The organism is Novosphingobium sp. TK71 (assembly GCF_055361505.1).
This window is the reverse complement of record NZ_CM143962.1, coordinates 1897060-1919684: the sequence shown is the minus strand read 5'-3', so window position 1 is coordinate 1919684 and position 22625 is coordinate 1897060. Positions and strand designations below refer to the sequence as shown.

22 protein-coding genes are annotated in these 22625 nt (G+C 66.7%); 7 read left to right on the top strand and 15 right to left on the bottom strand.

Annotated features, from left to right (window positions below):
• Positions 1-22 precede the first annotated feature (22 nt).
• The 4 genes from ACXJ16_RS08870 to ACXJ16_RS08855 all read right to left on the bottom strand — a co-directional run bounded on the left by ACXJ16_RS08870 (position 23) and on the right by ACXJ16_RS08855 (position 3785).
• A complete protein-coding gene (locus ACXJ16_RS08870; protein WP_324698556.1) occupies positions 23-1612 on the bottom strand; it encodes an arylsulfatase in 1590 nt (529 codons plus the stop codon).
• A gap of 208 nt (positions 1613-1820) precedes the next feature.
• On the bottom strand, positions 1821-2378 hold the full coding sequence (locus tag ACXJ16_RS08865) for a hypothetical protein (protein ID WP_324698558.1): 558 nt from the start codon (positions 2376-2378) through the stop codon (positions 1821-1823).
• A 168-nt stretch (positions 2379-2546) separates the two neighbouring features.
• Entirely contained in the window at positions 2547-2822 is a 276-nt protein-coding gene (locus tag ACXJ16_RS08860) for a helix-turn-helix domain-containing protein (RefSeq protein ID WP_054440236.1), read from the bottom strand.
• Positions 2823-2876: 54 nt separating this feature from the next.
• The gene (locus tag ACXJ16_RS08855; protein WP_324698560.1) at positions 2877-3785 is read right to left on the bottom strand and encodes a DMT family transporter; all 909 of its coding nucleotides are present in this window, start codon (positions 3783-3785) and stop codon (positions 2877-2879) included.
• A 103-nt stretch (positions 3786-3888) separates the two neighbouring features.
• On the opposite strand from ACXJ16_RS08855, the gene ACXJ16_RS08850 reads away from it, so the two are divergent.
• Positions 3889-4347 carry an Lrp/AsnC family transcriptional regulator gene (locus ACXJ16_RS08850; protein ID WP_054440238.1) on the top strand — a complete coding sequence of 153 codons (459 nt, stop codon included), beginning with the start codon at positions 3889-3891 and terminating at the stop codon, positions 4345-4347.
• Between the two features lie 20 nt (positions 4348-4367).
• On the opposite strand, the gene ACXJ16_RS08845 is transcribed toward ACXJ16_RS08850, so the two are convergent.
• A complete protein-coding gene (locus ACXJ16_RS08845; protein WP_324698562.1) occupies positions 4368-4775 on the bottom strand; it encodes a low affinity iron permease family protein in 408 nt (135 codons plus the stop codon).
• A gap of 182 nt (positions 4776-4957) precedes the next feature.
• Here ACXJ16_RS08845 and ACXJ16_RS08840 point away from each other — a divergent pair, with 182 nt between their 5' ends.
• Positions 4958-6772 carry a diguanylate cyclase gene (locus tag ACXJ16_RS08840; RefSeq protein ID WP_324698564.1) on the top strand — a complete coding sequence of 605 codons (1815 nt, stop codon included), beginning with the start codon at positions 4958-4960 and terminating at the stop codon, positions 6770-6772.
• A gap of 27 nt (positions 6773-6799) precedes the next feature.
• Here the strand turns inward: ACXJ16_RS08840 and ACXJ16_RS08835 are convergent, their stop codons facing one another.
• Together ACXJ16_RS08835 and ACXJ16_RS08830 are read right to left on the bottom strand one after the other, a co-directional pair.
• A complete protein-coding gene (locus ACXJ16_RS08835) occupies positions 6800-7927 on the bottom strand; it encodes an acyltransferase family protein (RefSeq protein WP_324698566.1) in 1128 nt (375 codons plus the stop codon).
• A 7-nt stretch (positions 7928-7934) separates the two neighbouring features.
• Positions 7935-8975 carry a sulfotransferase gene (locus tag ACXJ16_RS08830; protein ID WP_324698568.1) on the bottom strand — a complete coding sequence of 347 codons (1041 nt, stop codon included), beginning with the start codon at positions 8973-8975 and terminating at the stop codon, positions 7935-7937.
• 346 nt (positions 8976-9321) lie between these two features.
• Between ACXJ16_RS08830 and ACXJ16_RS08825 the strand changes: the two genes are divergently transcribed.
• Both ACXJ16_RS08825 and ACXJ16_RS08820 read left to right on the top strand, forming a co-directional pair.
• Positions 9322-10335 carry an SDR family NAD(P)-dependent oxidoreductase gene (locus ACXJ16_RS08825; protein WP_279388376.1) on the top strand — a complete coding sequence of 338 codons (1014 nt, stop codon included), beginning with the start codon at positions 9322-9324 and terminating at the stop codon, positions 10333-10335.
• Positions 10332-10754 (top strand): GtrA family protein, encoded by a 423-nt coding sequence (locus ACXJ16_RS08820; RefSeq protein ID WP_324698571.1) that lies wholly within the window; start codon positions 10332-10334, stop codon positions 10752-10754. The genes ACXJ16_RS08825 and ACXJ16_RS08820 overlap by 4 nt, the downstream gene beginning before the upstream one ends.
• On the opposite strand, the gene ACXJ16_RS08815 is transcribed toward ACXJ16_RS08820, so the two are convergent.
• From ACXJ16_RS08815 to ACXJ16_RS08785, 7 genes are all read right to left on the bottom strand, one after another.
• Positions 10708-11688 carry a glycosyltransferase family 2 protein gene (locus ACXJ16_RS08815; protein WP_324698573.1) on the bottom strand — a complete coding sequence of 327 codons (981 nt, stop codon included), beginning with the start codon at positions 11686-11688 and terminating at the stop codon, positions 10708-10710. The genes ACXJ16_RS08820 and ACXJ16_RS08815 overlap by 47 nt on opposite strands.
• Positions 11689-11691: 3 nt before the next feature.
• Positions 11692-12678 carry an NAD-dependent epimerase/dehydratase family protein gene (locus ACXJ16_RS08810; RefSeq protein ID WP_165913221.1) on the bottom strand — a complete coding sequence of 329 codons (987 nt, stop codon included), beginning with the start codon at positions 12676-12678 and terminating at the stop codon, positions 11692-11694.
• A gap of 23 nt (positions 12679-12701) precedes the next feature.
• Positions 12702-13949 (bottom strand): methyltransferase domain-containing protein, encoded by a 1248-nt coding sequence (locus ACXJ16_RS08805; RefSeq protein WP_463920438.1) that lies wholly within the window; start codon positions 13947-13949, stop codon positions 12702-12704.
• A gap of 4 nt (positions 13950-13953) precedes the next feature.
• On the bottom strand, positions 13954-15174 hold the full coding sequence (locus tag ACXJ16_RS08800; RefSeq protein WP_324698578.1) for a DegT/DnrJ/EryC1/StrS family aminotransferase: 1221 nt from the start codon (positions 15172-15174) through the stop codon (positions 13954-13956).
• Positions 15165-16313 (bottom strand): CDP-glucose 4,6-dehydratase, encoded by a 1149-nt coding sequence (rfbG, locus tag ACXJ16_RS08795; RefSeq protein ID WP_463920435.1) that lies wholly within the window; start codon positions 16311-16313, stop codon positions 15165-15167. The genes ACXJ16_RS08800 and rfbG overlap by 10 nt, the downstream gene beginning before the upstream one ends.
• A complete protein-coding gene (rfbF, locus tag ACXJ16_RS08790) occupies positions 16306-17142 on the bottom strand; it encodes a glucose-1-phosphate cytidylyltransferase (RefSeq protein ID WP_054440260.1) in 837 nt (278 codons plus the stop codon). The genes rfbG and rfbF overlap by 8 nt, the downstream gene beginning before the upstream one ends.
• Before the next feature lie 131 nt (positions 17143-17273).
• Entirely contained in the window at positions 17274-18899 is a 1626-nt protein-coding gene (locus ACXJ16_RS08785) for a glycosyltransferase family protein (protein WP_463920433.1), read from the bottom strand.
• A 256-nt stretch (positions 18900-19155) separates the two neighbouring features.
• On the opposite strand from ACXJ16_RS08785, the gene ACXJ16_RS08780 reads away from it, so the two are divergent.
• From ACXJ16_RS08780 to ACXJ16_RS08770, 3 genes are read left to right on the top strand one after another with little or no spacing between them, the layout of a single operon-like run.
• A complete protein-coding gene (locus ACXJ16_RS08780) occupies positions 19156-20403 on the top strand; it encodes a glycosyltransferase family 4 protein (RefSeq protein WP_463920431.1) in 1248 nt (415 codons plus the stop codon).
• Positions 20400-21374: an ATP-grasp domain-containing protein gene (locus ACXJ16_RS08775; RefSeq protein ID WP_132469049.1), complete on the top strand. Its 975-nt coding sequence runs from the start codon at positions 20400-20402 to the stop codon at positions 21372-21374. Before ACXJ16_RS08780 ends, ACXJ16_RS08775 begins: the two co-directional genes overlap by 4 nt.
• Positions 21367-22047, top strand: a complete 681-nt coding sequence (locus ACXJ16_RS08770; protein ID WP_463920429.1) for an HAD family hydrolase — start codon at positions 21367-21369, stop codon at positions 22045-22047. The genes ACXJ16_RS08775 and ACXJ16_RS08770 overlap by 8 nt, the downstream gene beginning before the upstream one ends.
• On the opposite strand, the gene ACXJ16_RS08765 is transcribed toward ACXJ16_RS08770, so the two are convergent.
• Positions 22033-22611, bottom strand: coding sequence for a sugar transferase (locus ACXJ16_RS08765; protein WP_463920427.1), 579 nt, complete (start codon positions 22609-22611; stop codon positions 22033-22035). The two genes, ACXJ16_RS08770 and ACXJ16_RS08765, sit on opposite strands and share 15 nt — an antisense overlap.
• Positions 22612-22625 lie beyond the last annotated feature (14 nt).

Below are 22625 nucleotides of genomic sequence, written 5' to 3'. Positions count from 1 at the left end.
ATGCGCGTTGATGGCTTGCCGTTCAATTCGAGACGGTCTGGAGCTTTTCCGTCATCTTCGAAAGATTGAACGAAGGGGCGATCTGCAGCGGCGGATGTTCGGTCAGTGACTTTATATGGGCTGCTAGCAGATCCTGGATCGGCCCCATGAGCCACTGCTTGCGTTCGTTTCCATAAGTCAGATCAGTGACCGTATCGAACGTTTCGTACGGATCGAAGTGAATGTTCATGACCATCGGGAACTTGAGTTCCTTCCAGGCATCGAAGAACCCTTCCGAAGTCGCGAAGTGCATCTTCCACTGGTTCAGGCGGACGGCCCTGATCTCATTCCCTTCGTAGTAGATGTAATTGTTGCGGTTGGAATGGTCCGACTTGCCTTCCCACCAGTCGAGGTTGTTCACCCCGTCGATCACCTGGTTCTTTTCCTTCAGGACGCGCCCGACGGGGTCCTGGATGCCGGCGGCGGCGGCAAGCGTGGTGAAGACATCCATGTTGGCCTGGATGCCCTGCTTCACCTGGCCGGCGGGGATGTGGCCCGGCCACCAGGCGATGAACGGCACGCGGACGCCGCCTTCGTAAGTGGTCATCTTCTCACCCCGGAAAGGTGTGGTGCCACCGTAAGTGCGGGCGTTATGCGAGGGGCCGTTGTCGGTGGACCAGATGACGATGGTGTTTTCCAGCGCACCCATCGCTCTCAGCTTTTCGAGCATCGCGCCGACCTGCATGTCATGCTCGATCATGCCCGATCCGTAGATGTCGTCGGACATGGTGGCATCCTGCGCCAGATATTGGTTCTGGTCGGTAAGATGCTGGAACAAGTGCATCCTGCTGGGATTGAGCCAGACGAACCAGGGCTTGCCCGAATCCTTTGCGCGTTTCACGAAATCGAGGCTGGCATCGATGAAGTTCTGGTCGATGTTTTTCATGCGCTCGATCGTAAGCGCGCCGGTATCCTGGATCTTCTGCTTGCCGACCTTGCCGAAGCGCGGGTCGACGGTCTGGTCATCGGTGCCGGTGGCCCAACTGTGAAGCACGCCGCGGGGGCCGTACCTGGTCTTGAAGGCAGCGTCCTTGGGATAATCCCGCTGTTCGGGCGTTTCCTCGGCGTTCAGGTGGTAGAGGTTGCCGTAGAATTCGTCGAATCCGTGGACCGTGGGCAGGGAGGAATTGCTGTCGCCGAGATGATTCTTGCCGAATTGCCCGGTGGCGTAGCCCTGTTCCTTCAGCAATTCGGCCAGGGTGGGCGATCCGGCCTTCAGCCCGAGCGGCGATCCCGGAAGGCCGACCGAGGTCATGCCGGAGCGGATAGGATATTGCCCCGTAATCAGCGATGCGCGGCCGGCGGTTGAGGATGGCTGGCTGTAATGTTCGGTGAACATTGCCCCTTCCCTGGCCAGCCGATCGATATTGGGCGTGGTATAGCCCATCACGCCGTTGCCGTAGGCGCTAACGTTCGACCAGCCGACATCGTCGGGGTAGATGATGAGGATATTGGGGTGGCCGGCATCGCCGCCGCCCGACTGGGCATGTGCCATAGGGGCGGCTGCCGCGACCAGTGCGAGCGCCAGTGCTGCGCGTCCGATGCCTCTGCGGAAGTCGGCGAATTGCTTCATCGCGTAATGCCCTGTTGCTTGAGCCTGAGCGCTGTCCGGCGAACCTGCCCACCGGCTGCGCTCATCTCCAACCCATGAAGATTGCAATGATTTTGTCCGGGGCGGGGGCTGTCAGCTATCGGGGAAAACCCCGAGCCCGGTGCGCATTTTGCCTGAGTTCCCGCGGTTCTCCCTCAGGGGAGTGGCGCGGCGGCGGCCGGTGCCGTGTTCAGGGCTTCAGAAGGCGCAGGGCCATGTGCCGGAGGATGCGGTCCGGTCCGGGCTTTTCGCCGACCACGAAGTACCAGCATTGGCCGTGCGGTTCCGAGCCGGGGTCAGGCGGGACGATCGCCAGTCCCACCACCGGGGAAGGGGGCAGGATGACGCTGAGCCCATCCGGGGCCATCCGAAATCCGCTGAAGGCCATGAAAGCGCGGATCTCATCGGCAAAGCGGCAGGATTCGGGGTCTCCCGCCATGCCCGCCACCGCCCAGGGCCCGGTCTTGTCGAGCTCGGCCAGCATCCGCAGCTTGAGCAGGCGGGCGACCGGCGCGTCGAGGCGGCGTTCGGGCGTGGCGCTGCGCAACAGGCGGGCGACCGGGCCGGTGCGCCGGGGGCTCCGGCCCGCACCTCGCCCGGATCCCCAGACGAACAGCCATAGAACCGATGCGGTGCCAAAGAGGATGGCGCCCGCGACCGTCAGGGCGCGATCATGGCCGGCGATCCCCGCCGCCGCCATCACCGGACCGATGGCCAGCGAGCCGAGGATCGAGGCGATTCGGCGCATCAGGCGCGCGTGTGAGCGGTAAGGGTCCGGGACATAAAGGGAATTTACCGAGGAGCGGGGTGCCGCTCAATTCGGACTGGAGCCGGATCGACGGAAATCCCGCTTCCGCTGCCTATTCGTCGTTCCATTGCCTCCCGCGTCGGCAACTCCGACCGGAAGGCGGGCTCGTCAGGACTTGCTGAGCGCCTCGATCTGTTCGTCGGTCAGGTTTTCGCTGAAGGCCGGGGACAGCTTGCGTTCGAGGCGGCGGCACATGTCGGAATGGGCGATCAGGGCCCGGGCGGTTTCGCGCAGCGTCGCGTAATCGAGCGGGGTGTCGCCCGAGATCCGGTCGCGCACGTCGCGTTCGGCGATGCCGAGGTGACGGGCCAGCGCGCGCTGGCCGCCTACTGCGTCGACGGCCTGGGAGAAAATGGCGAGCTGGATATCGGGGGCTTGCGGCATGATGCAGTGACGAATGCGCGCAATCGCACCCACACGCAAGCCGTGGGGCCGGGATCAGCCCTCTCTACCGACAGCTTTCGTATCATCATCGCCATCGGGGCGCGCGGTCAGCGTGGTGCCGATGGTGGCGCCAACGATGGCGGCGATCCCGATCCACTTGGCAAAAGGCAGCATCTCGCCCAGCAGCAGCGCGCCCGCCAGCGCGCCCACGGCCGGTTCGCCGCTGGTCAGCACGCCGAAGCTCTTGGTCGGCAGGCGGCGCAGCGCGAACATTTCCAGCGAATAGGGGATCGCGCTGGAAAAGATCGCAACCACCAGCGCGACGGCAAGGACATGCGGCTGGAGCAAGGTCGCGCCTGCCTGCGCCACGCCGAACGGCAGGGCGACCAGGGCGGCGATGGTCATGCCGTAGGCCGGTGCGGCCGCGCCCAGCGCCTCGCCCGCGCGCTTGCCCATCAGGATGTAGGCACCCCAGAACACGCCAGCGCCGAGCGCCAGCAGCACGCCGACCGGATCGACCGCATCGCGCGAGAAATCGAGGGGCAGGAGCAGGCAGAGACCCGCTGCCGCCAGCGCGATCCACGCCAGATCGACCCGTCGGCGCGAGGCGAAAGTGGCCACTGCGAGCGGGCCGGTGAACTCGGTGGCAAGCGCGATGCCGAGGGGAATGCGCTGGATCGCGAAATAGAACAGCATGTTCATGCAGCCCAGCGCCACGCCGTAAGGCAGGGCCGCGCGCAGGATCGTCCGGTCGAACGGCAGGCGCCAGACGCGGAACACGCAGCACAGAATCACGGCGGCGAGCGAAAGGCGCAGCGCCGTCGTTCCGGCGGGGCCGATCAGCGGGAACAGCGTCTTGGCCACCGAGGCGCCCCAGCAGATCGAGACCATCGCCGCCGCCACCGCGGCAAGCGGTGCAAAGTCGCTGGAAGAAGATCTGGCGGCGAGACGGCGGACGACCATGGAAATCCCTTGATGGCGAGGTGGCGGGATTTTTATCGTCGAGGCGCGATAAATGCGGTCTATGATGCGGGTTCGGCGATAATCTTTATCGGAGTTCCCGCAAATGCCCGATGCGTTCGATCTGCGCATCCTCACCGAGCTTCAGCGCGATGCGCGAATCTCCATGCCCGAACTGTCGGAGGCGGTCGGGCTTTCGGCTCCGGCCTGCTACCGGCGGGTGCGGGCGCTGCGGGAGCAGGGGGCGATCGAGCGGGAGATGGCGCTGGTATCGCCGCGGACGATGGGATGGCTGGTCAAGATGATCGTGCTGGTCTCGCTCGATACCGACAAGGTGCGCGTGGTGGACGACCTGGTGGCCCGGCTGCGGCAGGCGCGCGAGGTGATCGATGTCTGGTACGTCACCGGGGACCATGACCTCGTGCTCCAGGTGGTCGCGCAGGACATGGAGCATTACGACGGTTTCGCCCGGCGCGTGCTGCACGGGGAGGAGCATGTGAAGGCGTTCAAGACGCTGGTGGTGATGCAGCACCCTAAGCGTTCGGCGCCGCTTCCGCCGGCCTGAGCCCGCTTGCTCACGCCGCCTCAATAACGGCTGAGCAACCTTTCGACGCTGGCATGGGCCTTGTGCCCGTCCTTGCACTCACCGGTCTGCTCTTCCAGCATCCTTCGCAGGCTTTCGATTTCCTCCACGCTGAGGTGTTCGATGCCGATGAAATCGTCCCGCGCTGTTTCGACCGCGCGCAGGAGTTCGTCGAGCTTGGCCTGGAAGGCGGCGGCATCGCGGTTCTGGCTGTTCTGGATGAGGAAGACCATGAGGAAGGTGACGATGGTGGTGCCGGTATTGATGACCAGCTGCCAGGTGTCGGACCATTTGAAGACCGGGCCGGAAAAGGCCCAGACAACCACGATCAGCAGCGCGATGATGAAAGTCTGCGCCTTGCCCGCGGCTCCGGCGACGGCGTTGGCGAAAACGGTGAAAGTCTTGCGCATGGAGGGCTCCTGCGGTGTTCTTCATCGAAACGCCCGGACGGGAGCCGATGTTCCGCCTCCGGACCGGAGCTATCCTCGGGGAACTCTCACGGAAATCTTGCTTTACGGACTGGCAAGTTCGTCCGCTTAGGATCATCACGGAGCAGAACCGGCGGAGCAGCTGGGTGGGGCGGGATCATGGCATGCGCATAGCGACGATAACCAACTGGGCTTATGGGGCGACGGTATGCCTCACCATCGCCGCCGGTATCGCAATGGTCCTGGCGTCCAACGCCGACCGGGTGGAGCGCGAGGCAGTGATCCAGCGCGACCGGTTCGACGCGCTCGCCTTCGAGGTGGAAAGCGACGAGGCCCAGCTGACCGACCAGGCAAGGCTCTATGCGGTAACCGGTAACCCCAGCCACGAGATCGTCTACAATCACGCCCTCGCGGCGCTCGGCCCGGTCGAGCAGCGTGTCGCCCGGCTCAAGGACAATGGCGCGAAGGAGGAGGAACTGCGCTCTCTGGCTGAAGGGCTGCGCTGGGCCGAAACCCTGCAGGACGAACAGAAGGCCGCCATCGCCGCCATGAAGACGGGCGACGATGCCACCGCCCGGCGGATCGTGTTTGGCGCGGAGTACGAACGCGAGCTGGAACGCGTCCACTTCCTGCTCGGCCGCTTCCGCTACATGCTCGACCAGCGATCCGACCGCACGATCGAGGATGCCAGTACGGCCTCGCAGCGGCTGCGCACGGTGTCCGAAGTCATGGTGGGCGTGACCGCGCTGCTGTTTCTCTTCGTGCTGGGCTTCGTGCTCAAGCGCCGTATCCTCAAGCCGGTCACCACCCTGAGCGACGTGGTGAACCGCCTGGCCGATCAGGATTATGCGGTAGAGCCGCCCCAGCTTTCCCAGATCGACGAGATCGGCGACATGGCTCACGCCATCCGCATCTTCCGCGAGAACGGCATAGAGCGCCAGCGGCTGGAACGGGAGCGCGACGCGGACTGGCATGTGCGCGACCTGCTTTCCCGCATGACCCAGCGCCTCCAGGGCTGCGAATCCGTGGCGGACCTGTTCGAGGTGGTGCGCCTTTTCGCACCGAAGATCGCACCGAACCTTGCCGGGCGGCTCTACACCCTCGATGACCGGCTGGGCATGATGGCCTGCGCGTCCGAGTGGCAATCGCCCCACGGCAGCGACGCCGCCTTCACCCCGGACGATTGCTGGGCGCTGCGGCGCGGGCAGGCGCACATGCCGGGCGGGGATATCGTGGACGTGCCGTGCAAGCACGTCACGCCCGATGCGGCCTCGGCAACGGTATGCGTGCCGCTGACCGCGCAGGGCGAGACGATCGGGCTGCTGGTGCTGGAGAACCTGGCCGAGACGCACGGGCCGGGAGAGAACATCCAAGCCTATATCGAGCTGATGTCGGAGACGGTGGGGCTGGCGCTCGCCAATCTCAAGCTGCGGGATGCCTTGCACGAGAAGGCGCTGTTCGACGCCCTCACCGGGCTGCGCAACCGCCACGAGCTGGCGGACACCTTGCGCCGCCACGTTGCCCAGGCCGATGCCGCCCGGACGCAGCTCAGCTGCCTGATGGTGGATATCGACCATTTCAAGCTGCTCAACGACCGTTACGGCCACGATGCCGGAGACCTGACGATCCGTTCGGTGGCGGGCGTGCTGGACAATGCCGTGCGCGAGGAAGGCGTGGCCTTCCGCTACGGCGGCGAGGAGTTCCTGCTACTGCTCCCCGGTTTCGACGAGGAGCGCGCGCTGGAGCGGGCACGGCTGATCCAGGAGCGTATAGCGGGGATGACGCTCGTCCATGACGGCGCATCGCTCGGCCGGGTGACTGTCTCGATGGGGCTGGCCACTTATCCTGCGCATGTGCCCGCCCATGCGCTGATCGCCAAGGCGGATGCGGCTCTGCTGCGGGCGAAGGAGGAAGGCCGGGATCGCGTGGTTGCCGCGGTCGATCGCCGCGATCCGGGGCAGGCCGTTCCGGCGAACTGACTGGCCACCTTCTCCGGTCCGCCGCGCTCAGCGGTGGAACACCCTTTCGTGGAAGAACCAGCGGTAGGGATAGCGCTCCAGCGCGCGGTAGACGAAATGGGTGAAGAGCAGCGTCACCGGGATCGCCGCGGCCAAGAACAACACCAGCGACAGCGGCCAGTTCGGCCCGAACCACCCCATGTGGACGAAGAGCTGCCGGGTGGCGAAATAGGTATAGGGATGGGCGAGGTAGAGGCTGTAGCTCACCGTGCCGAGGTAGAAGATCGAGGGACGATCCAGCAGGCGCGAGGTCAGGCTGCCGGGCGCGATCGCCATGTAGAAGTAGGCGGCGGTGAACAGGAATGTGCCGTAGGCGAGCGGATTGTCAACGTCCCTGAGGCCGAAGTCGTAGTGCTGCACCGATCCGAACACCAGGCATCCGGCGAAGGCGATGATCTCGAACAGCGGGCGCCAGGCGCGGGGCAGGTGGATATGCCGGTCGTCCAGCAGGCGCACGCCGATCCCGGCCAGGAAGAACGCCATGGCCGGGAAACGGCTCACCAGCCATGCCGAACACAGGACCAGCAGCACCGTCATGACCCGGTCCCGCCGCCGGATCGCGGCATGCACGGTAAGGCAGGCCATGGCATAGAACAGCACTTCGTAGCTCAGGCTCCAGGCGTTCGGGGTGAGCTGCTCGGTATGGGTCAGCAGGTTCACCATGAACAGGGCGGGAATGATCGTGCCGATCCTGTTCAGGTCGGGAAAGGCGTTGCTGGCGGCGTTGACCGCGATGAACAGGAGCGAGAAGGCGAGGAACAGCGGATAGAGCCGGAAGAACCGCCGCAGCGCGAACTCGCGCGGGGTGTAGCGCATCACGCTGGGCAGGATCACGTAGCCGCTGATCACGAAGAACAGCCACACGCCCCAGCGTCCGAAATTCCAGGGCGCGGTCGTCGCGGCCAGATAGCCGGGATCGGCGGAATAGACGTTCTCGCCGACCCCGCCGAGCACATGGGCAAGGAACACCATGAACGCGGCCACGCCGCGCAGGCCGTGGACGGTGGGATTGAAGTTCGCCCCGGCCTTCTTGCCGGGCGCCGTGCCGGTGGTGCGGTCCGGTTCCCCGGCGGCCGTGCGGTTCAGCGGCGGGGCAATGGCGGAAGCGTCGGTCATGGCCGTGTCATGCCGGCCGGGAGGCGCGCGCCGGGATCGCTGCGCGCGCTCTCGCCCTGCCGCCTAGGGCGATCGGGGGCAGGTCCTGCTGGGGCTGTGCAGGTGCGGGCAGGCAATAGCCGAAGCGGCGCAGGTCGTAGCCGGTCATGCGCTGCAGCTGCTGGTTGCTCTCGGCATAGCGTTCGCCCACGGCCAGTTCGATCTGGCGCATCAGCCGCCGCCGCAGCGGCCCCTCGAGCATGCGGGTGAACGCGAAGAGGGGGCGCAGCTTGCGGTAGTTGCGATCGAACGGCGGGAACAGCAGCGGGGCATTCGGGGCAAGCTGGTTGCGGTTGAACAGGGCGTTGAGCGGCCGGCGCAGGATCTGCATCAGCATCGGCATCCCCTCGTTCGCGGGCTCCCCGAAGATGTCGAGGGGAACGAGCGAGGGGTTCTGTTCACAGAACTGGGAAATCTCCCGCGCCACCCGACCGGGATCGGTCCGCAGCGCCTCGTACGGCAGGACCAGCACGCTTTCCGGCCCGAACAGGCGGCGATAGTACTCGATGCACTGGATGTAGGCGAACGTGCGGAAATCGAATTCGGGCTTGCGGTACAGGGTCCATTGCAGGGGCGTGGCCAGCCGGTTGAAAGACAGCGAGCCGCCGTCGCTGATGTACTGGAGATAGTACGAGAAGATCATCGAGCGCTGTTCGCGGATGAAAACCAGGATGCGCGCGTCGGGCAGGCATTCCTTCAGGCGATCGGCGATCAGCGGTGCATCGAAGCCGGCCGAGCCGGGATAGCCGGACAGGCGTTCGTGAGAGACCACCAGCGTATTGCCGCGCCGCTGCGCCTCGCGGGCGCGGCGGCGGTAGCTTTCGATCCGGTCGGGCGAGGGGCCGTCGAACGCACCCTGCTTCACGAAGTCGAGCTGGACGTGGTGGCGATCGTTCTCCAGCCGCTCGAAACCGAGGTCCGGACGGGCGAACAGCGCGTTCTGGAGCAGCGTGGAGGCCGTCTTGTGGAATCCGATATGGACAAGTGGTCTTGTACCCGATTCCTGCACGTCGCGCTCCCTGCTTGCTCCGCGGAAATGCCGGAAAAACGGACTGACGGCGGAGTGACCCTTTTATCTGGTCCCGGGGCGATCCTGCCGGACAACACCCTGAACACTAACGAAAGAACATGGCGCGCGGGGATGGGTCAATTGCCATGAATCGCCTGCGGCTCCCCCGAAAGTCTAGGTTATGACGTAGGTCTGCTTGGCGCAGCGGGCCGTTAAGCCGGACGGACCTTGCGGCACCCCCGAATGACCGCGCGGTTCATGCTTACGGGTGATTGCCGAGCACCCTGCGGATGCCCACCCTCGCGGCGGACAAGGCCACATCCGGCCCGCGCACGAGGATCAGCCCTTGAACTCCATCGCTTCTGCCCAAAGTCCGATCCTGGTAACCGGGGCCGCCGGCTTCATCGGCCACGCCACCGCGCATCGCCTGCTCGAACGCGGGGAACAGGTGATCGGGCTGGATGTGATGAACGATTATTACGACCCGGCGCTCAAGGAAGCCCGGCTGGCCTCGTTCGAGGGGATGGCCGGCTTCGAATTCCACCGGATCGACGTGGCCGACGCGGCGGCGGTGGCTGCGCTCGTGCGGGGGCGGGGGGTGCGCCGGGTGGTCCATCTCGCCGCGCAGGCCGGGGTGCGCTACAGCATCGAGAACCCCTTCGCCTACCAGCACTCCAACCTGGCCGGCCATCTCTCGGTGCTGGAGGCCTGCCGCCATGCTCCCGGCTTCGAGCATCTCGTCTATGCTTCCTCCAGCTCGGTCTACGGCGACCGTCCGCTGGCAGGGGCAGGCTTTTCCGAGGATGATCCGGCCGTGGCGCCCGTCTCGCTCTACGCCGCCACAAAGCGTTCGTGCGAACTGATGAGCGAGGCCTATGCCAGCCTTTACGCCCTGCCGCAGACCGGGCTGCGCTTCTTCACCGTCTACGGGCCGTGGGGAAGGCCTGACATGGCCTACTTCGGCTTCACCCGGAAGATCCTGGCCGGGGAGCCGATCGAGGTCTACGGCGAAGGCCGCATGGCGCGCGACTTCACCTATATCGACGATATCGTCGACGGCATTCTTGGCGCGCTCGACAATGATGCCGCGGGGCACCGCGTGCTCAACATCGGCGACAGCCGCCCGGTCGGGCTGATGGACATGATCGAGGCGCTCGAAACCGCGCTCGGCCGGAAGGCGGAGAAAGTGATGCGGCCGATGCAGCCTGGAGACGTGACCGCGACCTTCGCCGACGTGAGCAAGCTCCACGCGATCTGCGGCTATCATCCCCGCGTCATGCTGGAAGAGGGGTTGCAGCGCTTCGCCGACTGGTACCGGGAATTCCATGCGGTGGAGCCCGCCGGGACCGAGGCCCGATGATCCGTTCCGCCTGGGGCCGGGAAGCGGCCACGGCCGCGCGGTTCGTGCTGGTCGGCGCGGCGAACACCGCCATCGGCTATGGCCTGATCCTGGGCTGGCTTCATGCGGGGCTGGGAGACTATGCCGCCAATCTTGCCGGTTTCGCGATGGGGTTGCCGATCTCCTACGCCTTGCACCGCCACCTGACCTTCCGCGCCCGCCACCGCGCCACCGCTGCCGAGGGGCTGCGCTACGCCGCGGCCTTTCTGGTGTCCTATGCCGCCAATCTCGCAGTGGTGGCGATGGGCCGCGCCGCGGGCTTCGAACGCAGCGCGCTGGTGCAGGGACTGGCGATCTGCGTCTACGCGGGCGTGCTCTTCGTGCTGACCCGCCTCACGGTCTTTCGCGCGCGACCAGAGAGATCACTTCGGGAAAGTTGAGCCGTTCCTCCACGATCGGCTTGGTGCCGGGCTTGGCCTGCAGGAACAGCCGCCCGACATATTCGCCCAGGATGCCCATGAAGATCGCATTGATCGAGATCGACATGAGCAGCAGGATCGTGGTCGTGGCGAAACCCGCCGGCCAGGTCTGCCCCAGCAGCACCCGCCCGACCAGATAGGTGAACGTCAGCAGCAGGCTGAGCACGCCGATGACGATGCCCGAGATCGAGGCGATCCGCAGCGGCATCAGCGAATGGTTGAGCACGCCGTCCACCGCCAGCGAGATCATCGACTTGAGCGGGAACTTGCTTTCGCCGGCCACCCGGTCGCCCCGGTCGTATTCGAGACCAACCTGCGAGAAGCCCATCGCGCTGATGAGCCCGCGCAAGTAGGGCGAGGCATCGTCCACCTTCTGGAGTTCCACGAGGATACGGCGGTCGACGAGACGGAATTCCCCGGCGTTCACGGGCAGGTCGTCGTCGCTGATCCAGGAGATGAAGTGGTAGAAGGCCCGCCGCAGCGTGGCCACCATGAAGCCGTCCGCCAGCGTGCGCCGGATGCCGTAGACCACCTGATGCCCGACCCGCCAGAGCTTCAGCATCTCGGGGATCAGTTCGGGCGGGTCCTGCAGGTCGCAGTCGAGCTGGATCGAACAGGCGCCTGCCGCGGCCTTGTAGGCGCAGAGCAGGGAGCGCTGGTAGCCGTAATTGCGCGAGAAGCGGATGACCTTGAGCGCGGAATCGCGGCGGGCCAGTTCTTCCAGCAGTTCGAAAGTGCGGTCGCTCGAATGGTTGTCGGTGACGATTATCTCGTACTGGTATTCGGGCAGCTTCTCGAACGTGCGCACGATCGCCTCGTAGCATCGCACGACGTTGAGTTCCTCGTTGAAGGCGGGAACAAGAATGGAAACCAGTGTCTTCGCTTCGCTGCTCACCCGTCACCCCGCCTTCATCTGGATATGTTGCTGCTGGAGTTGCCGGTGGGCGGCGACCGTGCGGCGCAGCCCTTCCTCGAAGCCGATGAGCGGTTCCCACCGCAGCCGGCTTCGCGCCCGTGCCGGATCGGAGCGCAGTTCCGTCGGTTGTCCGCCGCTTCCCGGCTCGGTGCTCTGTGCGGGGCGGAGCGTCACGATACCGGGAGCGCAGCCGGCCAGTGCGGCGATCCGCTGCGCGACCTGGGCCATGGTGGGCGCGATGCCGGTGCAGATGTTGACGGTGCCGAAATCCCGGGGCGCCATCCGCGCAATGTGCAGCAGGGCATCGACGGCATCGTCGACGTGCAGCAGGTCGCGCCGGTCGAGCGGGCGCTGTACGGTGATCGGCCGGTTCGCCATGCAGGCCTCGACAAGCGCCGGGATCAGGAAGCTGGTGGCCTGGCCGGGGCCGTAGCAGAGGGCGAGGCGCGCGGTCACCACCGGGAACGGCATGAGCGGGGCGAGCATCGCGATGCTGTCGGTAGTGGCCAGCATCCCCGCGCCGTAGGGCGTGGTGGGGAAAGCGCGGCGGGTCTCGGAATAGGGCAGCTCCGCCCGGCCATATTCGGCGATGGTGCCCGCCCGCACCACCACGTCCGGCGGCTCGGCTAGCTCCGCCAGCGGTTCCAGCAGGTTGAGCGCGGGCTGGAGGTAGGTTCCGGCCGCAGCCCGCGCTGCGGCGAAGGAGGGCTGGGCGGGCAGGCGCGTTTCGGCTGCCAGGTGAAACACCCGGCGCGGGCGGATCCCGGCGAGGCAGCGCCTGATCTCGGCGCGGTCGGCAAGGTCGATGCGGTGCACGACCAGCCGGTCCACGAACGGCGCGAGCCGCGCCAGCGAGGTCGAGGGGCGGACGATCACATGGACCGGGTCGCCCGCGGCGACGAGCCGCTGGGCCAGGTGTGCGCCGATGAAGCCCCCGGCGCCGGTCAGCAGCGAGACGGCATTGCGCACACTCAGGCCCTCCGGTGTTGGAGTCAGCAGACGATCCGGGGAATCGGCAGCGGAACGAGGAATTTGCCGCCGCGCGCCCGGAAGGCCGCCTGCTGCTCGAAGATTTCGTCGAAGAAGTTCCAGGCGAGCACGAAGAGCACGTCGGGCTGCTCCTCCTCGATGGCCTGGACCGGCCGGATCGGAATGCGGGTGTTCGGCGAATAGAGGCCGTGCTTCAGCGTGTTGCGGTCCACCAGGAAATCGAGATAGCGCCTGTCGATCCCGAAATGGGTGATGAGCGTGTTGCCCCGCGCCGAGGCGCCGTAACCCGCGATCTTCAGGCCTTGTGCCTTCATTTCGTCGAGCATGGTGCGGATGTCCACGCCCATGGCCGCGACGTCGAGCGCCAGCCGGTCGTAAGTGGCCTGCTCCAGCATGCCGCCGGACAGTTCGTCCTCCAGCATTTCCGCCACTGCGGGCGAGGGCGCGATGCCGGCGGCCTTGCGGTTGAGGAACACGCGTATCGAACCGCCGTGAATGTCGGGCAGCGAAAGCGCGTCGGTCACTTCGAGGTCGAAGAACGCCGCCAGCTTCGCGATCGACAACAGGCTGAATTCCGAGACGTGCTCGTGGTAGATATTGTCGAATTCGGTGTGGTCGATGTACTCCTTGGCGCGGGGAACCTCGATCACGAAAGTCCCGTCCGGCGCCAGCAGGATGCAGATCGCCTCCATGAAGGTGTGGAGGTCGCCGATGTGGTTGAAGGTGTTGGTGGTGACGATGACTTTTGCCTCGCCGCGCTGGCCCCGCACCAGTTCCGCCGAGGCGGGGTAGAAGTAATCGATATGGGTTTCCACGCCGCGCTCGGCGGCCATGGCGGCGATGTTCTCGGCCGGGTCGAAGCCCAGCGTCGTGCAGCCCAGCAGGTTGCAGGCGGCGAGCAGCAGGCCGTCATTGCTGCCGATGTCGACGATCAGCCCGCCGCGCGCCTTGTCGGACAGCACCCGCGCGAAATCGGAGAAGTGGCTGTGCATCCGCGCCGCGCCCGAGGGGACGTAGAGGTAATGGCGGAAGAAATCGGCCGGGATCTGGTCGGCGATCTCCACCAGCCCGCATTCAAGGCAGACCTGGGTGTTGAGCGGGAAGGAAGGCTGTTCCCGGTCGAGGTCTTCGGGGCGGATCAGCATCTGGCCGGGGGCATGGTCGCCCAGTGGCAGGAAGAGGTAAGGCGATGGCGCCTTGCAGGCACGGCAGGTCGTGAGGGTCGAGGCGTGGGTACGCTCGGCGGTCATCGATTCAGGCATTTGCGGCCTCGCGGGACGTTGCAGGGGAGAGCGATCGCACGAAGGCCTCGAAGCATTCGTGCATGAAGTCGATATGGGCGTCGGTCAGCCCGTGATGGCAGGCGAGCAGGATGCCGCCCTTCATCACCGCGTCGGCAACCGGGCAGCCTTCCGGCGGCGCCTTGAGCGGCACGCCCTGCATCGCCGGCTGGCGCAGGATGTTGCCGGTGAAGACCGGGCGGGTCTGCACGTCGCGCTCTTCCAGCCAGATCTGCATCTGGGTGCGGGTGAAAGGCGCGTCCTCGCGGATGGTGAGCGGGAAGGCCAGCCAGCCGGTGCGTGATTCCGGCATTTGTTCCGGCAGGACGAACCAGTCCTCGTACTGCTTGAAGAAGGCATACTGGCGAGCGAAATTATGTTCGCGCGCCGAGATGTTGTTATCGAGCTTCTTCAGCTGCACCAGCCCGAAGGCCGCGCCCATTTCCGAAGGCTCGACGTTGAAGCCCAGTTCGTCGAACAGGAACTTGGCGTCGTAGTCGATCCCGTCGAGCGCGACGTTGAAGCGCTTCTCGATGCTTTCGGAATCGACGTAGAGCGAACTGGTGCGCCCCCATGAGCGCAGCAGCAGTGCCCGGCGGGCGAGAGCCTCGTCCGAGACGCAGAGCATGCCGCCGTTGCCTGCAGCATTGATGACGTGGGAGCCGTAGAAGCTGGTGGTGGAAATGTCGGAGCGGGTGCCGGTGCTGGTGCCGCGCAGGGTGGCGCCCAGCGTATCGGCGCTGTCTTCCACCACCATGAGGCCGTGCTTGTCGGCGATCTCGCGGATGCGGTCCCAGTCGGGCAGGTTGCCGATCAGCGAGGGGATCATCATCGCCCTGGTGTTCGGCCCGATCATCGCCTCGATCTTCTCGACGTCGATGTTGTAGGTGCCGACCGCGGAATCCACGAAGGCCGGTACGAGGCGAGAGCGCACGATCGGCGCCACGGTGGTGGCGAAAGTCAGGGCCGGGGTGATGACCTCGCTGCCCTCGGGCAGGTTCAGCAGCTCGATGGCGAGGTAGTTCGCCGAGGAGCCGGAGTTGACCATGATCCCGTGGTCCTTGGCGAACAGCGCGGAGACCTGCTCCTGCATGGCGCGCACTTTCGGACCCATCTGGGTCGAGGTCCGCAGGACTTCGAGGACGGCGGCGATCTCTTCCTCGCCGTGGACGGTCTGGCCATAGTTCACGCGCATCTTGCTGCTTCCCCCTCGGTCAATTCGGTGGTGCTCCCGGCATTCCGGTGGGAATACCGGGCGATCTGCGCCTCGCTGAAGGCGCGCATCCGGGTGTTTCCGCGCGCGAAGGCGCGGTACCATTCGGCGGTCATGGTCACCGCTTCCTCGGTCGAAAGGCGCGGGCGCCAGCCGAGCCGGGCCTGTGCCTTGCTGCTGTCGAGCGTCAGCATTCCCGCCTCGTGCGGATCGTCGGTACGGCGACCGAAGGCGATCTGCGCCACGCCGGGCCCCCAGGCCCGCTGGAAGTGGCGTGCGATTTCCTCGACGTCGATGAAGCCCTGGGCGCTGGGGCCGAAGTTCCAGGCTTCGGCAAAGCGCGGCGCACCCTCTCCAAGAAGCCGCGCACCCAGCATCAGGTATCCCGCGAGCGGCTCCAGCACGTGTTGCCACGGGCGCACGCTGGCCGGGTTGCGGATCGTCACTGCCGTGCCCGCGATCGTGGCGCGCACAACGTCGGGCAGCAGGCGGTCGAGCGAATTGTCGCCCCCGCCGATCACGTTGCCCGCGCGCACGGTGGCGATCTGGCAACCGGCGGGGTCCGAGAAGTAGGAGCGCCGGAACGCGGCGGCGACCAGTTCGGTGCAGCCTTTCGAGGCGCTGTAGGGATCGGCCCCACCCAGTTCGTCGGTCTCGCGGTAGGGCCATTCCCACTCGCGGTTCTCGTAGCACTTGTCGCTGGTGACGACGACGACGCCGCGCACGCTCTTCATCCGGCGCACCGCATCGAGCACGACGGCAGTGCCGGTGACATTGGTGGCGAACGTCTCCACCGGATCGTCGTAGGAAGGCCGCACCAGGGCCTGGGCGGCGAGATGGAACACGAGGTCCGGCTCAAGCCCCTCGCAGGCCCGGGCATAAGCCCCGGCATCGCGGATGTCGGCGATGCGGTGGTCGACCAGCCCCCCGAGGTCGACCGTATGGAATAAGTCAGGGCCTTGCGGGGGGCGGTGCAAGGCGATCCCGGTTACTTCTGCACCCAGTTTCCTGAGCCAGAGGCACAACCAGCCACCCTTGAAACCGGTGTGGCCGGTTACCAGAATCCGCTTGCCCCGGTAAACCGAAGCAAACGCCTGATCCAGTGAGCCTTGCTCAGGCATGTTGCAGCTTGGTGGGCATGTCGGTGCTGAGCACCGGCTGTCCGTTCTCGAAGTCCATCCACGGCGGCAGCGTCTGCGTGCCCAGCTTGTCCAGCGTGTCGCGGTCGCGGATCGTGTCCATGGGGTGCCAGAAGCCCTTGTGCTTGTAGGCCATGAGCTGGCCGTCATGGGCGAGGCGGGTGAGCGGGGCCTGCTCCAGCGGCTCCTCGTCTCCGGTGAGGTAATCGAGCACACCCGGTTCGAAGACGAAGAAGCCGCCGTTGATCCAGGTTTCGTACTTGATGACCTTCTCGGTGAATTCGATCACCTCGCCGCCCGCGCCCGCGCACTGGCCGAGTTCGAGATTGCCGAAGCGGGCCGGCGGCTGGACCGCGGTGACCGTGGCGAGCTTGCCGTGCGAGCGGTGGAATTCCAGCAGGGCGGAGATGTCCACGTTGCCGACCCCGTCCGAGTAGGTGACCATGAAGGTCTCGTCGTCGAGCCAGGAACGCAGGCGCTTCAGGCGGCCGCCGGTCATCGTCGCGAGGCCGGTGTCGACCACCGAAACCCGCCAGTCGACCTTGGTGGTGGGGTGCAGGGCCATTTCGCCATTGCCGATGCCGACCGTGAAGTCGTTCGACATGAGGTGAAGGTCCTGGAAGAAGCTCTTGATCGCCATGGCCTTGTAACCGCAAGCCACGATGAAGTCGTTGTGACCCCAGCGATCGTAGATATCCATGACGTGGAGCATGATCGGGCGCCCCGCCACTTCAACCATGGGCTTGGGAACCCGAACCGTTTCTTCGGCAAGGCGGGAGCCGAGGCCCCCGGCAAGCAGGACGACTTTCATGATCGTGTCTCCGGCGTCGGTATTTTCAGGAGAATTTCTCCTGTCGATGAGGCAAGGTTAAGGGCAGAGCCTGCCGTCGGAGAAATGGTCATCCGGGTTAGGCAGCTTTAGCCAATGCGGCTATCAAAGGGTTACCGGCGTGCCTCCAAGGGGCGCTCGGGCCTACGGAAAAGACGCGGATAGCCGCCGTTTCGGGTGCCCTGGGTCAGGATGTAGCCATGGTTGCGGGCATAGTCCTCGAAAGGTTGTTCCAGCGGTTCCTCGCCGCTTATCAGGATCGCCGAGGGCTGGTCCGCGTCGAGAAAGGCGGTGAGCTGCGCAGGCGAGGTCGTGGTCCAGTAGGGCCGGTCGCGCGGGGGGATATATTCGGCCACGCGGTAGACGAACTGGCCTGCCGCGAATTCCGGCGGCACGGTGAGCCCGCCCTCCACTGCGAGCAGCGGCGAGAGCGTTGCCACCCGGTCGCCCGAGGAAGCCGCGGCGCGGCGGACGAGTTCGCGCATCTCGCGGTGGACCGCCACGCCTTCCCATGATGCCGGGCGGGCGAAGGAGACCAGCCCCGGTCCAAGCCGGGAGGCGGCGCAGAGCAGCGCCAGCAGCGCCAGCGACAGCAGCACGGCATCGGCGGCCACGCGGTTCTCGCTCAGCATCCGGGCGCGCAGCAGCACCACCAGCAGCACCAGGAACGGGATCGGCGGCACGAAATACTGCGGGAACGAGGGGCTCGGCACGAAGGCGACGACGAAGCCCATCGCGGCCAGCGCGGCGGTCAGCACCACCGGCCAGGACCAGACCGTCAGCAGCCCGTCGCGCCATCCGCGCCGCAGCAGCGGCAGGGCCACGAGGGCGACGATTGCGGCCATGGAAAGCAAGGAGGCGTTCGAGGTCCAGATATCCTCGGCGAACAGCACCTTGGCGGCAAGGCCGACGACCTTGGGCTCGGTCGAATGGGCCCAGTAGGCGGCCTGCAGCTCGGTGAAGTAGCGCACGGTGTGGGCGAGCATGGCCTCGGGATCGGTGGCCATCGCGATAAGCACCGGGATCCCGGCGGTCAGCCCGCCCAGCGCCAGCGGGACGGCGCCGCAGACCAGCCGCGAGCGCAGCGGCCGCGCCGTCGGTGCCAGGATCGTCGCCATCGCCAGGAACGGCGCGAGGAACACGTAGTTCGCCTTGAGCCCGATCGCGCAGGAAACCATCATCCCCGCCACGAAGCACAGGGTCCACGAAGGGCGTTCGCGGTCCAGTCCGCACAGCAGGAAATAGAGCGCGAACAGCGCGAAGGGGATCGGCAGGAAGTTGTTGGTGGCCATCATGCCCGGACCGCCGAGCAGCAGCACATTGCCCATGAGCAGGACGGCGGCGGTGAAGAAGGCGGGAAAGCCTGCGCGCTGGCGCCGGGCGATCAGCCACAGCGCCGTGATCGCCGCCGCCCAGGCCAGCAGCACCAGCAGGCGGCCGAGCAGGAGGAGATGGCCGGTTCCGGTCAGCCAGTAGAGACCGCCCAGCAGGTAGGGCAGATAGGGCAGGTGGTTGAACCCGAAGTCGCGGTAGATGTCGCCGCTGCCCCAGAGGCGCGAGACGGTGATGAACAGGTTCTCGTCGCGGCCGATGGGAAAGTCCATCAGGCGGCCGGCGAGTCCCACGAACAGCACGCCGAGCAGCGCATAGCCCGCCACCCTTGCGAGCGAGCGCGGCCGCGTCTCGGGCCGTTCGCCCTGTTGCAATTCGCGTTCCTGCAGAACGTCGCCCATCGTCATCGCGGAAGGCCCCTTTCCCGATTGCCGGCGCTGCCGACGCCGCGCGGAAGTCTGGCGGATCACGGCCCCCCGCGTGAGCGCGATTAGGGCGTAATCACTCAGGATGAAGGCAGCGCGCGAGGCGGGTGGCGAGGGATGGATGCCTTTGCCAATAAAGGGTTAGACCGCATGAACCCTGCCGCGCGGGGAGGCCATTCGATAGACTGGAGGCGATCGATCACACGCTTCGCGCGGCATCCGGACGGGCTCTTCCTCCTTGGCAATTCTCCCGACATCGACGCATATCGCGATCCTGACCTCCGGTCTGGGGGCAGGCGGTGCGGAGCAGGTGATCGCGCAGCTGGCCCGCCACTGGTGCGAGGCCGGGCATCAGGTGGACGTGATCGCCTTCGACCATCCCGCCGATCCGATATTCCACCGCCTTCCCGAAGACGTGATGCTGCACCGGCTGGGCGGTTCGAGCGGCTTTGCCGGCATGGCGGGGCGGGTGGCGGCGCTGCGGCGCGTCCTTGCGGCGCGGCGGCCGCAGGTGCTGGTGTCCTTCCTGACCAAGAATAACCTGATCGCCGCGCTGGCGACCACGGGCACCGGCATCCGGCTGGTCTGTTCGGAGCGCAACAACCCCGAGCGGCAGGCCGCCCACCCGCTGTGGAACTTCCTGCTGCGCCTGCTTTACCGCCGCGCCGACGTCATCGTCTGCCAGACCGATGCGGTGCGTCGTTGCTTCCCCGCCTCGGTGCGCGGCAAGCTGGTGACGATCGCGAACCCGGTGCCGCCACCCGACGTGCTGCGCGCCGCCGGCGATACCCGGCGGCTCTGCGCGGTGGGGCGGCTGACGCACCAGAAGGGCTTTGACCTGCTGGTGCGGGCCTTTGCCGAAGTGGCGCCGCGCTGGCCGGGCTGGGGGCTGGATATCTGGGGTGAGGGCCCCGAACACGGCGCCCTTGCCGCGCTGATCGCCGGTGCCGGGCTGGAAGGGCGGGTCGTGCTGCGCGGGTTGACGCCCCGGCCGCGGGCCTGGGTGGCGCAGGCGGATATCTTCGTCCTCTCCTCCCGTTACGAGGGTTTTCCCAATGTGCTGGGCGAGGCGATGGCGGCGGGCTTGCCGGTCGTCGCGGCCGATTGCGATTTCGGGCCTTCCGACATGGTGCAGCATGGCCGCAGCGGGCTGCTGGTTGACAGCGAGGACGTGGAGGGACTGGCGGCGGCGATGTCCGCGCTGATCGCCGATCCGTTCGAACGGATGCGCATGGGCAGGGCCGCGCGCACGGCCATGGCACGGTTTCATCCGGAGCGGATACTCCAGAACTGGGACCAGGTGCTGGGGAACGGGCTTTCCGAAGCGGGGCACCCGGACGACCGGCGGCTGGCGCAGTCCCGCGCGGCGGGGCATGGAGAGGGGGGAGCCGCCAGGCATGCCGGGGAGGCTCCCGGGGGGGAGGCTCCCGTCGGAAAGCCCCTCATGGCAAAGGCCCTCATTGGAAAGGCGGGAACGCGCAGATGAACGTGGTACGCATTCTCTTTACTTCGGCGGGTCGCCGTGTCGAACTGACGCGCTGTTTCCGCCGGGCTGCCGAAAAGCTCGGCATGAGGGCGGAAATCCATGCCTGCGACCTGGAACCCGAACTCAGCGCCGCCTGCCTGGAGGCCGAAGCCGCCTTCAAGGTGCCGCGCTGCACCGACCCGGACTATGTGGCCCGCCTGCTCGACCACTGCGCGCGCGAGAAGATCGCGTTGCTGGTGCCGACCATCGATACCGAACTGGACGTGCTTTCCCGCACGCGGGACAGGTTCGCCGAAGTGGGCACGATGGTCCATGTCGGCGCGCCGGAGATCATCGACGTCGTGCGAGACAAGGAGCGCACCATTACCGTGCTGCGCGACGCGGGAGTGCCGGTTCCGCGCACCGCGCGGATAGAGGCCCTGCGCGCCGATCCCTCGGGCTGGACTTTCCCGCTGTTCGTGAAGCCGGTGGGAGGAAGCGCCAGCCGGGGCATCGGAGTGCTCGAATCCGCCGCCGATATCCGCGAAGACTATCCCGAGCCGATGCTGGTGCAGGAACTGCTGCGCGGGCCGGAATATACCATCAACATGTACCTCGACGCGCGCGGGCGGATCCGCTCGGCGATCCCGCACTTGCGCATCTCGGTGCGGGCGGGCGAAGTCGAGAAGGGGCGCACCGTGCGCGATCCGCGCATGATCGAGATCGCCGCCAACGTGGCCGCGGCGCTGGGCCGGGGGCGGGGAGCGGAGGGCGTCCTGTGCTTCCAGCTCATCGACGACCCGGATCGCGGCCCCCGCGTGTTCGAGATCAATGCCCGCTTCGGCGGCGGCTATCCGCTGGCCGATCAGGCGGGCGGTCGCTTCGCCGAAAGCCTGCTTGCGCGGGTGGCGGGCCTGCCGGAATGTGCAAGCGACCACTGGCGCGAGGGCGTGACCATGGTACGCTACGACAGTGCCGTGTTCCGTGGTTGATATCTCGCGCCGTGTCGTCGTGCTCGATCTTGACGATACGCTCTATCTCGAACGCGATTTCGCGCTGAGCGGCTTCGCGGCGGTGGGCCGTCATGTCGAGGAATGCCACGGCCTGCCGGGCTACGGCGCCGAATGCGTGCGCCTGTTCGAGGAGGGGCATCGCGGCACCGTGTTCGATGCGGCGCTGGGCGCGCTGGGGCTTTCCGCGATCGACGTCGGCCCGCTCGTGGCGCTCTATCGCGGTCATGCGCCCGAGATCGCGCTGGCCGGGGACGCCGCGCGCCTGATCGACCGGCTGGACGGCCACGCGACCGCGATCATAACCGACGGTCCGGGCCAGACGCAGGGCAACAAGGTGGCGGCGCTCGGCCTTTACGGGCGGATCGGCAAGGTGGTCCTCACCGGCATCCTGCCCGAGGGCTGCGCCAAGCCCCATGCCATGGCTTATGCGATGGTCGAGCAATGGTCGGGACGTCCTGCCGCCGAACATGTCTACATCGGCGACAATGCGGCCAAGGACTTCGTCACCCCGCGCGCGCGCGGCTGGCTGACGGTGCAGATCCTGCGCGAGGGGCATATCCATCCCTGCATCGCGCCGACCCCCGACCATGCCGCTCACCATGTGGTGGATTCGCTGGACGATCTCCTGCTGGAACCGTCAGTCCGCGCCTGAAGCCAGGGCGATATCCGGCGAGCGCCGCTCGCCGCCGACCATGACCCAGGCCGTCAGCGCCAGGATGCGCAGGTCCAGCAGCGGCCCGGCATGAGCGACATACCACAGGTCCAGCGCGATCTTCTCGTCGAGCGAGAGCAGGGTATTGCCGTTGACCTGCGACCAGCCGGTCAGCCCGGGGCGAACCTCGCCGCGCATCGCGCCGCGCTGGCCCAGTCCGGCGATGGTCTCGGGGAGCAGGGGGCGCGGGCCGACGAAGGCCATGTCGTTGGCGGCCACGTTCCACAGTCCGGGCAATTCGTCGAGCCGGCTGCGGCGCAGGAAGCGCCCGAAGCGGGTGACGCGCGCCTCGTCGGGCAGCGGCTGGCCGTCCTTTCCGGCGGCCTCGCGCATGGAGCGCAGCTTGAGCAGGGTGAAGTCCTGTCCGTGCAGGCCCGCCCGGCGCTGTCGGAACAGCACCGGGCGACCCATCGACAGGACTACGCCGATCCCGAGCACCGCCAGCAGCGGAAGCACGGCCAGCAGGAGCAGCGCGGCGAGCAGACGCAAGGGGAGCTTCTGCACGCCGCGCGCCCCGC

Excerpts from the sequence above, each read along its gene's own strand:
- ACXJ16_RS08870 (WP_324698556.1), bottom strand. The coding sequence starts at position 1,612 with ATGAAGCAATTCGCCGACTTCCGCAGAGGCATCGGACGCGCAGCACTG.
- ACXJ16_RS08865 (WP_324698558.1), bottom strand. The coding sequence starts at position 2,378 with ATGCGCCGAATCGCCTCGATCCTCGGCTCGCTGGCCATCGGTCCGGTG.
- ACXJ16_RS08860 (WP_054440236.1), bottom strand. The coding sequence starts at position 2,822 with ATGCCGCAAGCCCCCGATATCCAGCTCGCCATTTTCTCCCAGGCCGTC.
- ACXJ16_RS08855 (WP_324698560.1), bottom strand. The coding sequence starts at position 3,785 with ATGGTCGTCCGCCGTCTCGCCGCCAGATCTTCTTCCAGCGACTTTGCA.
- ACXJ16_RS08850 (WP_054440238.1), top strand. The coding sequence starts at position 3,889 with ATGCCCGATGCGTTCGATCTGCGCATCCTCACCGAGCTTCAGCGCGAT.
- ACXJ16_RS08845 (WP_324698562.1), bottom strand. The coding sequence starts at position 4,775 with ATGCGCAAGACTTTCACCGTTTTCGCCAACGCCGTCGCCGGAGCCGCG.
- ACXJ16_RS08840 (WP_324698564.1), top strand. The coding sequence starts at position 4,958 with ATGCGCATAGCGACGATAACCAACTGGGCTTATGGGGCGACGGTATGC.
- ACXJ16_RS08835 (WP_324698566.1), bottom strand. The coding sequence starts at position 7,927 with ATGACCGACGCTTCCGCCATTGCCCCGCCGCTGAACCGCACGGCCGCC.
- ACXJ16_RS08820 (WP_324698571.1), top strand. The coding sequence starts at position 10,332 with ATGATCCGTTCCGCCTGGGGCCGGGAAGCGGCCACGGCCGCGCGGTTC.
- ACXJ16_RS08805 (WP_463920438.1), bottom strand. The coding sequence starts at position 13,949 with ATGACCGCCGAGCGTACCCACGCCTCGACCCTCACGACCTGCCGTGCC.
- ACXJ16_RS08800 (WP_324698578.1), bottom strand. The coding sequence starts at position 15,174 with ATGCGCGTGAACTATGGCCAGACCGTCCACGGCGAGGAAGAGATCGCC.
- rfbG (WP_463920435.1), bottom strand. The coding sequence starts at position 16,313 with ATGCCTGAGCAAGGCTCACTGGATCAGGCGTTTGCTTCGGTTTACCGG.
- rfbF (WP_054440260.1), bottom strand. The coding sequence starts at position 17,142 with ATGAAAGTCGTCCTGCTTGCCGGGGGCCTCGGCTCCCGCCTTGCCGAA.
- ACXJ16_RS08785 (WP_463920433.1), bottom strand. The coding sequence starts at position 18,899 with ATGACGATGGGCGACGTTCTGCAGGAACGCGAATTGCAACAGGGCGAA.
- ACXJ16_RS08775 (WP_132469049.1), top strand. The coding sequence starts at position 20,400 with ATGAACGTGGTACGCATTCTCTTTACTTCGGCGGGTCGCCGTGTCGAA.